Genomic DNA, 11,635 nt, shown 5'->3' with positions numbered 1-11,635 from the left:
GATTATTCTCCCATACGTTGTACTTGTTGATCTAATATTTTAATCCCCTCTTCAAAAGTATGAGGCTGATAGCCCAGCACTTCTTTTGCTTTATCTAAGATGAAGCCAGTCTTAGGGGGACGTTTAGCTGGCTGAGAGAAAGTACTTGCATCGACTTTTGTTACTAAAGAAAAATCCAGATCGAAATAATCTGCCGTTTTTTTGGCCATATCAAATGGCGTAAGCATTTCCTCTCCTGAAATGTTAAACACTCCCGCAGCTCCTTTTGTCGCAGTCAAAAAACAGCCCATCGCCAAATCTTCTGCCAACGTTGGTGTCCTCCACTGATCATCAACTATCTTGAGCGGTTTACCGTTTTCCAGATTTTCTTTCACCCAAAGAATAATGTTCGAACGGCTCATGCCAGGAGTAATGCCATATACCAAGACCGTTCGAAGAATAGCCCATTTGCATTTAGCTGCTTTGACAATCTCTTCTGCATCCAACTTACTCTGACCATAGTAGCTTATCGGATTTGCTTTGTCATCCTCTTTGTAAGGACCGTTCTCTCCATCGAAAATGAAATCAGTGGAAAGGTGAACGAAATGTACATTGTGTCTCTCACAAGCTACTACCAAATACTTTACAGCATCCACATTTAGTTTTCTACAACCTGCCTGCTCTTGCTCGCATTGATCTACATTGGTCATGGCCGCCGTATGGATTACGGCATCCGGCTGATACTTCCCGATCACCTCATTCACCTGATCCTGATTTGTAATATCTAATTCACAATATTCAAATGGAGTAGACAGATAGTCAATTCTGTTCGTTCCACGAGCTGTGGCCATGAAGTCTACTCCTTGATCTAATAGCAGTTTGACTAATTTTTGTCCTAAAAGGCCATTAGATCCAGTGATCAATATTTTCATTTTGAATGGGATGATTTAACATAGTGATAAGCAGCTGCAAACTTAGAAAGATTAAATATTTTTTATATTCGCTTGAGTGCTTTAAAACTAACCATCATTTTCGACATCATATTTTGACCAAATGGAAACTGAAGCGTACCAAAAATCATCACGATTTCAATCTGTCCTTCTTATTCTCTCCATATATGTGGTCATCGAATTGTATGTAGGAACCATAGTTGATTATCCACCAGAGCTAAAAGAGATTCTGTCTTGGATTGATTTTGCCATATGCATGCTCTTCCTCTATGACTTTTTCAATGGGTTCTTCAGATCTGATGACAAATGGAAATACTTCAAAGGCAATTGGATTGATTTGATTTCTTCGATCCCAACGGTGGAAGCCCTTCGTATGGGTAGAATAGTAAGAGTGGTTAGGATTCTTCGAGTTCTGAGATCAGCGAAATATATTTTCAACGCTTTTAGCAGAAAGAACAGTTTCAATACGTTCAGGAATTTGATGCTTATCAGTGGGATGATCATTCTGTTTTTCACACTCAGTTTTTATCATCTGGAAAGACATGCCAATCCGCATATCACTTCTATGTCTGATAGTCTTTGGTGGACAACCGTAACGACCATCACCGTAGGATTCCTCCAGGATATACCACCAGTAACCGTCGAGGGAAAATTTCTCAGTGTAGCTTTGATTTTATTAGGAATGATTATGTTTTCTACACTTACAGGAACAATCACGGATTATTTTATTGAAGATGAAGACATTCAGGAAAATATCGATGAACTCAAGGAAAAAGTAGAATCTCTAGAGCATAAGATCGATCTGATGACTAGTAAAATTGATCAACTCAATAAGTAGTATGCCCCCTTTCGATTCTTTAGGAAACCAATCTAAGTTGCCCAAAATTGATGTCGACCAATATCTGCAGCGAATAAAATGTCAAAGAGAAAGAGTGCCTAATCTTCGGTATCTAAAAGCGTTGCATAAGAACCATATACTTCATGTGCCTTTTGAAAATCTCGATATTCATTTGGGCAATCAGATCATATTGGATGTAAAAAAAATCTTCACCAAAGTAATCCTGAATAAACGCGGTGGCTTTTGCTTTGAATTGAATGGGCTATTTTATCACTTACTTTCCCAACTTGGATTTACCTGCCACCTCATATCCGCTCAGGTGTATCAAGATGGAGATTGGGGTCTACCTTTCGAACATGCGGCTATTCTCGTATATTTTGAAGATCAGGTGTATTTAGTGGATGTCGGTTTCGGCGATCTTTTTCTACAACCCAAATTGTTACAACCTGGTCTAGTACAGATGGATTTCAATCGATATTTCAGAATCGATAAAACCATAGACGATGAATACGTTCTTCGTCTCTCAGAAAACTCCATTGACTTTGAAGAAAAGTATCTTTTTTCCGATAAGGAGCGACAGCTCATTGAATTTATTGATATGTGTGATTATCATCAAACTCACGAGAACTCTCATTTCAGAAAGAAAAAAATAATCACCCGTGCCACTTCCACTGGTCGAATAACGCTAACCGACTCCAAACTCATCACCACCATCGCTGGGAAAAAAGAAGAGCAAAATATCTTAAATTTTGACGAGTTTCGAGTCAAACTCAAGGAGTACTTTGGCATGTAGTTTCCTTGGAAGCTTTAGACCAAAGCATCCCATAGCACCTCCACCGGGTGCTTCGCGACTTTACCCGTGCCGTCTTTGATCTGATGACGACAACTGGTACCTGGTGCCGCAATGATCGTGTCTGATGGGGCTTTCCTCACTGTTGGAAATAGTACCAATTCACCTACTTTCATGGAAACATCATAATGGTTTTTTTCATAACCAAACGAACCAGCCATACCACAACAGCCAGATGGAATAACCTCCACCTTATAGTTTTCTGGAATGGATAAAGTATCCTTCAAAGTTTGAATAGAAGACAGCGCCTTTTGATGACAGTGCCCATGCACTTTCAGGTTTCGCTGCACTCTGGAGAATTTCTCCTTTTTGATATTTCCTCTTCGGGTTTCCCTTGCCAAAAACTCCTCGATGGTCATGGAAGCATCTGCCAATGATTTAGCTTTTTCTCTCCATTGGTCGTTGACCAAGTCAGGGTACTCATCTCGAATGGTCAAAATTGTAGAGGGCTCAATACCAACAAGTGGCACATCATTGGATACCAAATGAGCCAACAACTCTACATTCTGATCCGCAATGTTTTTAGCTTTCTTCACCATGCCCTTAGATATCAGCGCTCGGCCAGATTCTTTGTGCTCAGGTATAATGACATTATAACCCAATTTGTCCAACAACTTGATGGCTTTAATACCAATTTCTGCATCCAGATAATTGGTAAACTCATCACAAAAGACGTACACCTTTTTATCCGATTGTCGGCTCAGAAACTTTCCTTTCTTTTGATCATACCAGCTGCTCATGGTCCGAGAAGCAATGGGTGGCATAGAGCGATCCTGATGTACACCCATGACAGCCTTGGCGATTCCTCCTGTCAGTTTGTTGCCAAATACAAAATTGTAAAGTGCAGGCACCTTAGAGGCCAGTTTCATATTGGTAGCAAACTCCCCCATCATGCGAGTCTGAATCGGCAAGCCATTCGCATCATAGTAGTTCTGCTGAAATTCAGCCTTGAGGCGGGCCATGTCCACATTCGACGGACATTCTGATTTACACCCTTTGCAGGACAGACACAAGTCTAGGACCTCCTTGATTTCTTCATTATCGAACTTATTGGCCTTATCTGAATTCGTAAGAATTTCCCTCAAGATATTAGCCCGAGCCCGAGTAGTATCCTTTTCATTTTGGGTAGCCATATAGCTAGGACACATCGTGCCTCCACTACCTGCTGACTTTCTACAATCCCCTGAACCGTTACACAACTCAGCCGAACGAAGCACGCCCTGATTCTTATCCCAGTTAAAATAGGTTTTGATTTCATCATCTTTCTGATCCGCCGTGTAGCGCAGACAAGAATCCATTGGTGGGGTGTCGGTGATTTTTCCCGGGTTGAAGATGTCTTTCGGATCCCAAGTTTGTTTTACTTCTTTGAGTAATTCGTAGTTCTTTTCACCTATTTGTTCTTTAATGAATTCTCCTCTCAATCGGCCGTCGCCATGCTCACCGCTCAATGAGCCCTTGTATTTTTTTACGAGTTTAGAAATCTCTTCAGCTACCACTCTAAACATCTTATGGCCCTCCTCTGTCTTCAGGTTTAGAATAGGCCTCAAGTGCAATTCGCCAGAGCCTGCATGTGCATAGTGCACACAGCTCATATTGTACTTGTCAAGGGTCTCGTTGAATTCTTTGATATAGGCAGGGAGATCATTGACATCTACAGCCGTATCCTCTATTACTGGCTGAGCTTTAGCATCTCCAGGTATGTTTGCCAGCAAGCCAAGTCCCGCCTTTCGAAGGTTCCAAATCTTACCTATATCGCTTCCTTTAAGCACAGGGAAATGATAACCCAGTTTTTCCTTTTTTAAATCTGAAATTAAGTCCAATACCAGATTGTCCAAATTTTCATCATTGTCAGCTGCCAACTCAACCACCAAAATGGCACCTGGGTCTCCTTGTATAAAAAACCTATTCTTCTGCTGCTCAATGTTTTCTTTGGTGCACTCAAGGATGTAATGATCAATCAACTCGCAAGCATGCGGGCCATATTTGAGCGCAACTAAGTTGGCCAATAACGACTCGTTCACATCATTACAGTGAATACAAACCAGAGCTTTGTTTTTCGGTGGAAGTGGAATGGTTCCAACCTTAATTTCCGTAATGAACATCAGGGTCCCTTCAGAACCTGCGACAAGTTTGCAAAAGTTGAATGGCTCACCGTCTTCTTTGAAAGGCTGGTTGATCGCCAAAAGATCTATCGCATATCCTGTGTTTCTTCTTGGAATAGATGGCTTTGGAAATTCTCTTTCTATTTCTGCTCGATGCGCTTGCGATGAAAGCATTTTTTGAACATTTCTATAGACTTCACCCTCTAAGGTCTGAAGCTTGAGTTTCTCCTCAAATTCGTTTGCCGAAAGGCTCGAGAAAGTAACTTCACTTCCATCTGACAAATAGCCCGTTACTGCTATCAAATGTTCGCGAGTACTGCCATAAACCACGGAATTGGAACCGCAGGAATTGTTGCCCACCATCCCGCCAATCATGGCTCGATTGGCAGTAGAGGTCTCTGGCCCAAAATACAGTCCATAGGGTTTCAGGTGTCTGTTTAAGTCATCACGGATTACACCTGGGTGAACCGTTACCCAGTTTTCCTTTTCATTGACTTCCAGAACCTTGTTAAAATGTTTGGAAACGTCTACTACAATTCCGCTGCCTACTACCTGGCCAGCTAAAGAGGTGCCGGCAGTTCTAGGAATCAAGTTGGTTCCTTGCTCATTGGCGAATGCAATAAGCGCCTGAATATCTGCTTTGGTTTTAGGAAGTGCAACAGCCAAAGGCATCTCTCTGTAGGCCGAAGCATCAGTCGCATAAAGCTTGCGCAATGTGTCATCCCAATACAACTCCCCTTCGAGCTTCTTCGCCAATCCTTTTAGTGCACTTTCCATGGCGGCAAAATTATGGATTTAACAACATAATCACCTTTAGCTTAAAGGTACTTTTCTATGGCAACTCATTATTTTGAATTATTATAAATTTCATGCTGAAATATTGAAAATATTGTACGAGGTATTCATGGTCTCAATGTCTACATTTCACGCTAGATTAAGCTTAAATTATTACTTTTAAGGCAATTTCAACAACGAACTAGTTTTATTAGTCCCAGCAAGTTCTATCAATATGGATCGAGATTATTCTAACATGAAAAAATGGCAACAAAAGATACATGAAGTAATCTTTGGCTATCATACAACTGCTGGAAAAATGTTTGACTTAGCCTTGTTAGTAGCTATTGTTACTAGTGTGCTTGTGGTCATGTTAGAAAGTGTAAATGACATTGAAGAGCATTTTGGCCAAGAACTAAGAATGATAGAATGGGGTTTTACTTTTCTTTTTTCTATTGAATACCTTGCTCGAATTTTATCATCTCCAAGACCCCTAAAATATATGACCAGTTTTATGGGGATAGTGGATTTATTGTCATTGATACCAACCTATCTCAGCTTCTTCTTTGTTGGCACACATTCACTATCTGTTATTCGGTCATTCAGATTGATTCGGGTATTTAGGATTTTAAAGCTTACTCACTTCATGGGCGGAGCGCAACAGCTTGGTACTGCATTATGGGGTAGTAGACATAAAATTGTTGTCTTCATGGGTACGGTGGTATGTATTGTGGTGATAGCTGGCACCATGATGTACTTAATCGAAGGAGGAGAAAATGGCTTTACTAGTATCCCTAAAAGTATCTATTGGGCCATCGTCACCATCACTACAGTGGGGTATGGAGATATTGCTCCGCAAACCATTTTTGGTCAAACTGCTGCATCAATATTAATGATTCTTGGATATGCAATTATTGCAGTACCTACTGGAATAGTCACGAGCCAAATGATGGCGGATGCTAAAAGAATAGGTACTATCACTTGTTCGAATTGTGGGGAAGAAGACCTGCCTAATCACTCCAGGTTTTGCTTGAATTGTGGGGCTGGGTTCCATCGAAAAGTAGATTCGCAACTCGACTCAAGTATAAAAAACCAATAAGGTGATTATCATCCAAGTGAATAGCAGTACTGGCCAGTAAGAAATCTTAACCAATAGGTTGTCCTGATAGTGTAAAAATCTTTTCTCGTTCTTACTCTTAATGAAGGCCACCACATTAATCGCCAATAAGGCCATAATTACATACATGGTCAAATAGAAACTCTCTATATAGGTCAGGGAAGGCGTATTAAGTCTCCTTCTCAAATCGATATGCGCTACAAGAAGCACAAAAAAGAAACCGGCGCAACTCTGTACTGCGCCCATCATACTCACTCCTGATTTATCATCTTTGTCCTTTGTATTACTATAAAAAATCAGGAATATCATAGAGGCCACTACGAGAATGGGAATGATGTTCATGACCAGAACATTCAACAACCTACGCTTCAGATTAATGGAGTACTTCATGATCGGAAACTCATTTAACCCACTAAATTTTTGATGGCCAAATCGATCATGAAAATTCACCAAATCAAAAGAAAATTGAGTGGACAGAAGCTCAGAATCATTCAGATAAATGTCTTGATTTATACCTGGCGTACTATAAGGTAAAATATCTGAGTAACCATCTACATCTGGCACCAATAATATACCCGAATCCACATCCGGATACATAATTTCAATCTTTACGTCTCGAACATCAAAAGGGTATTTCGAATAATCAAAAGGCATTTTGAGCATCACCTTAACCGACCAGGTATGAGTGATGAAGTTTTTACTTTCCTTCTCGGAGATTTTTGTAATCAAGGTACGACCGGCCAGAGCTTCCTGAGGAAACCTCAAACCAGCGTCATAAAACCTGGCCAGTTGTTTGGGCCATTTTTGCCATATTTCACCTCGGATGATGACATTATAGGAGTCTCTAAATTCAAACTCTTCAACAAAAATCCCAGTGGCCACTGGAATAAATTTCTGCAAGCCCAACTTGACAACTTTTTGGTTTTCGTTGTTTATGAATGAGCCCAGACTTGTTTTGCTATCAATAAAAACTTCAGCATCACTCCCCCGTTCATCGTCATAGTTCAGGTTGAGATACCACATTACCACAATATTCCCAACGATCACAATCGAGAGGTAAATTGAAATGGACCACAACTTCTTCCTCGCTGAAGCATTCTTCTTAATCAAAAGCAACAGCAGTAAGAAAATAACACCCGATACGCCCAAGCATATGCGTACTAATTTGACGTGCAATAAACTTGCTCCTCCGAGAAGATCCGAAGAGTTAAAAATCACAAGCGTTTTCCAAGACACATTTGGAATCTCTGTATAGAAAACGTATGACTTTTTTCCCGAATATCTACTGTAACTTAAGTTTCCATTTTTGGTCAATAAGATGACATCCACTAATTCTTCAAATCCAAGCTCTTCTGCCATTGTTTGTAAGGAGAGGTCAAGGATATATTCAGATATTGGATGTGCCACTAAGTTTCCACTTTCAGAAAACACCATGATCGTGCCTGTTTGACCAACGGCTAATGAGTCCATCTTAGCACCCAATTTCTTTAGATCAAGCGTCAGAGATATGACACCTGAAGGCTGAGACGCTCCATCTAGATAAAATGGCAAGCCATAATCTGCTACCAACAGCTTTGCGCCAATACCAAAATACGGATCCGTCCATTGAGGCCCATTTTCATCCAGAGGACCCAAGTACCATTCATTGGTCGCAATCGTATCTGATGTATAATCATACTTTTCTTCCAGCTGAATAACCCTGCCTTGGCGCTTATCATAATAAGGGGCAAAAAGTTCAACTGTTTTATCGAAAGCGTTTGGTTCATAAGCCACTGTGATGCCCTGAAGATAAAACAAATCCCTACTTCTATTTTCAACTAGTGCACGAGTCTCTTCCCGAGATAAATTTTGGGATTCTACAATGTTCTTTACTTTTTCTCCTTCTACTATTATCTCATCTAGAATGGAGGCTATTTCACTTTGCACAAGCTCCAATGACTCCTGACCCAACCGTACACTTTCTATTTCCCGATCATTCATATAATCCATGTAATCATAGATAAAATATGAACTGAGCAAAGTGAGCGCTACAGTAAGTATATAGTATGTCTTGCTTCTAATATAGATCACGTTAATAGACAATCAGCTAATTATAAAACACTAAAAGTGTAATTATCATCCAGGCTAGTAACAGCACAGGCCAATACGACACTTTAACAATCAAATTATCTTCATAGTGCAGTAGTCCAGATTGAACTTTGCTTTTAGTAAATGCCACCACATTAATAGCGAGCAAAGCCAAAATAACATACATAATCAGATAAAAGCTTTCAATATAGGTCAATGAAGGTGTACTCAAACGCCTCCTGAGGCCTATGTGGGCTACAAGAAGTACAAAGAAAAAGCCAGCCGAACTTTGCACCGCACCCATCATACTCACACCTGACTTGTCATCTTTATCTTTTGTAAGGCTATAAAAAATCAGAAAAATCATTGAGGCTACAACTGAAATCGGAATAATATTCATCACCATTACATTCAATAATCTTCTTTTCAGATTAATTGAATACTTCATGATTGGGAACTGATTCAAGCCATTGAATCTTTTGTTTCCAAATCGATCGTGAAAATTCACCAAATTGAAGGAAAATTGGGTAGACAACAATTTCGAATCATTCAGATAGATGTCTTTATTGATACCAGGAAAACTATAAGGAAAAATATCGGAATAGCCATCCACATCAGGCACCAACAAAATTCCTGATTCTACATCTGGATACATTATTTCAATCTTTACATCCCGAACATCAAAAGGATACTTCGAATAATCGAAAGGCATTTTCAGCATCACCTTAACAGTCCAGGTATGTGTTACGAAATTCTTGTCTTCTTGCTCCGAAAATTTTGTAATCAACGTTCTTGCGGCCAAAGCCTCTTGTGGAAAACGAATACCTGCATCATAAAACCTTGCTAAGTGCTTGGGCCATTTCTGCCAAACTTCTCCCCTTATAATCACATTGTAGGAGTCTCTAAATTCGAATTCTTCAACAAAAATACCAGTAGCCACGGGTATAAATTTTTGTAAACCCAACTTCGACACTTTCTGATTTTCACTATTTATAAAAGCAGCCAAACTTGTTCGACTATCAATAAATACTTCATTCTTTGAACCCCGAGAACTATTGAAATTGAGGTTTAAATACCACATCACCATTATATTGGCCACTATAATAATTGAGAGAAAGACAGATATAGACCATAGCTTTCGCTTAATACTTGCCTTAGGGCGGAGAATAAATAGAAACAGCATAAAAACTATCCCAGACAATCCATGACATAGTCTAATTAATTTGAAGTGTAATTTTTCAGCTTGCCCAAGCAAATCTTCCGAATTGAAAACAACAAGTGTTTTCCATTGTACGTGCGGAACTTCGGCATAAAAGGCATAGACCGTTCTTCCTAAATATCTGGTAAATTCTGTATAACCCTCCTTAGTCAATAGCATGACATCAACCATATCTGCCAGCCCCAACTCTTCAGCCATGGACTGTAAATCCACATCCAGTATGTACTCAGAAATAGGATGAGCAACCACATGCCCACCTTCAGAAAAAATCATGGCTGTGCCCGTCGAGCCAATAGCCAACGAATCCATTTTCGCACCCAGTTTTTTCAGATCCATAATTAGAGATATGACCCCAGAGGGCTTACTTGAACCCTCAAGGTAAAAGGGGACTCCATAATCAGCTACCAAAACTTTAGAAGCCGTGCCAAAAAACGGATCGCTCCACTCAGGCCCTTCGTTTTGGAGAGGTCCATGGTACCAAATATTAGTCGAAACAGTATCTACAGTATAATCATATTTATCTTCGAGTTGAATGACTCTGCCCTTTCGTTTGTCATAGAATGGGGCAAAAAGAAGCTTGGTGGAATCAAAAACATAGGGCTCGTAGGCAATAGCGACAGCTTGTAGATAAAATAAATCTCTGCTACTTGTTTCGACTAATTTTCTAACCTCTGCTGCCGTCAGCTTCTGGTTTTCTACAATCTCTTTTAGTTTGGCTCCTTCTTCGATGACACCATTCAGAATTTCCTCGACTTCACTTTGAACTTTTTGCAACGATTCATTACCCACTTGAATGCTTTTTGCCTCACGGTCATTCATATAACTCATCAAATCATATATGAAAAAACCGCTAAGTACAACGAGTACAACGGTGATAACTATAAAAGTCTTGTTTCGAAGATTAATCATGAAAGCCAGCCAGTTATTCTCATATGTAAATTAACCATCGTTCCTTGGCCCGTTGTATTTGAACCTTCTTGAAATGCCTAAACCGAATGTATAATCATTGCCAGCATCTAATAAATACCCGGCATTCAAATCAATTTGTGTTTCAGAATTGATCAAATAAATAACAGAAGTATGCAGCTGCTTCCAATCCTCATGATGCCAATATTCGCCTGTAACAGTTAATTTATCCCCTATTCCATAGGCTAGAGTAAAATCACCAAAATATCCCCCGGATGTATACCCTGTATTAAAATAGCCTGTCAAATTATCAGTCAACCCCTTTTCAAGTGAAACCCTATATCCAACCAAATTCAGGGCCCCACCTTCATTGCCCACATCCATAGAAAATCCAACGCCCAATTTACCATCTCTTGGTTGCATCATCATCCACTTTACACCAGCTATCACCTCTCTGCTTTCTAGCGTAGGGACCAAAAACCTAATTTCTGTAGACCTGGAAATAGATGCTCTAATAAAAGCGTCGTAAGCCCATTCATTTCCTTTAATATCAGAATACTGCGCTCCTTGTTCCCACTGTAGACTGTGCTCTGGCAACACCCATGGGCCAATAGAAAGGGTAGGCCTCTCAGTTGCGATCGACTCTTGAGCTATTGACTGCTGAGTTACAAATAATATCCCTAGTAATAATAAGAGTTGTTTAGTTCTGTCGAAGGTAGCAGTCATGGTTTGAGTATTTTGTACGAAGCCATTAATTTAAAAAACATCTCATTCATTATTATCGATAATAGAAATATTTCAAATCCATTCTAAAAAAAGCTGCTTAGCTAATT

The 11,635-nt window shown here is 39.8% G+C and carries 8 protein-coding genes; 3 read left to right on the top strand and 5 right to left on the bottom strand.

Features of this window, described 5'->3' with window-relative positions:
• Nucleotides 1–2 precede the first annotated feature (2 nt).
• Nucleotides 3–911 (bottom strand): SDR family oxidoreductase, encoded by a 909-nt coding sequence (locus tag R8N23_RS02485; protein ID WP_318169984.1) that lies wholly within the window; start codon nucleotides 909–911, stop codon nucleotides 3–5.
• Between the two features lie 121 nt (nucleotides 912–1,032).
• Between R8N23_RS02485 and R8N23_RS02480 the strand changes: the two genes are divergently transcribed.
• Nucleotides 1,033–1,767 (top strand): ion transporter, encoded by a 735-nt coding sequence (locus R8N23_RS02480; protein WP_318169983.1) that lies wholly within the window; start codon nucleotides 1,033–1,035, stop codon nucleotides 1,765–1,767.
• A gap of 1 nt (nucleotide 1,768) precedes the next feature.
• Nucleotides 1,769–2,560 (top strand): arylamine N-acetyltransferase family protein, encoded by a 792-nt coding sequence (locus tag R8N23_RS02475; RefSeq protein WP_318169982.1) that lies wholly within the window; start codon nucleotides 1,769–1,771, stop codon nucleotides 2,558–2,560.
• Nucleotides 2,561–2,574: 14 nt separating this feature from the next.
• Here the strand turns inward: R8N23_RS02475 and R8N23_RS02470 are convergent, their stop codons facing one another.
• Nucleotides 2,575–5,496 (bottom strand): FAD-binding and (Fe-S)-binding domain-containing protein, encoded by a 2,922-nt coding sequence (locus R8N23_RS02470; RefSeq protein WP_318169981.1) that lies wholly within the window; start codon nucleotides 5,494–5,496, stop codon nucleotides 2,575–2,577.
• 232 nt (nucleotides 5,497–5,728) lie between these two features.
• Here R8N23_RS02470 and R8N23_RS02465 point away from each other — a divergent pair, with 232 nt between their 5' ends.
• Nucleotides 5,729–6,592: an ion transporter gene (locus R8N23_RS02465; RefSeq protein WP_318169980.1), complete on the top strand. Its 864-nt coding sequence runs from the start codon at nucleotides 5,729–5,731 to the stop codon at nucleotides 6,590–6,592.
• On the opposite strand, the gene R8N23_RS02460 is transcribed toward R8N23_RS02465, so the two are convergent.
• From R8N23_RS02460 to R8N23_RS02450, 3 genes are read right to left on the bottom strand one after another with little or no spacing between them, the layout of a single operon-like run.
• Nucleotides 6,572–8,680: a cache domain-containing protein gene (locus R8N23_RS02460; protein WP_318169979.1), complete on the bottom strand. Its 2,109-nt coding sequence runs from the start codon at nucleotides 8,678–8,680 to the stop codon at nucleotides 6,572–6,574. The two genes, R8N23_RS02465 and R8N23_RS02460, sit on opposite strands and share 21 nt — an antisense overlap.
• A gap of 16 nt (nucleotides 8,681–8,696) precedes the next feature.
• Nucleotides 8,697–10,805 carry a hypothetical protein gene (locus tag R8N23_RS02455; protein WP_318169978.1) on the bottom strand — a complete coding sequence of 703 codons (2,109 nt, stop codon included), beginning with the start codon at nucleotides 10,803–10,805 and terminating at the stop codon, nucleotides 8,697–8,699.
• 30 nt (nucleotides 10,806–10,835) lie between these two features.
• A complete protein-coding gene (locus R8N23_RS02450; RefSeq protein WP_318169977.1) occupies nucleotides 10,836–11,528 on the bottom strand; it encodes a hypothetical protein in 693 nt (230 codons plus the stop codon).
• Nucleotides 11,529–11,635: the final 107 nt, after the last annotated feature.

It is taken from the genome of Reichenbachiella sp., assembly GCF_033344935.1.
Taxonomy (GTDB): Bacteria; Bacteroidota; Bacteroidia; order Cytophagales; family Cyclobacteriaceae; genus Reichenbachiella.
This window is presented reverse-complemented; position numbering and strand designations above follow the sequence as displayed.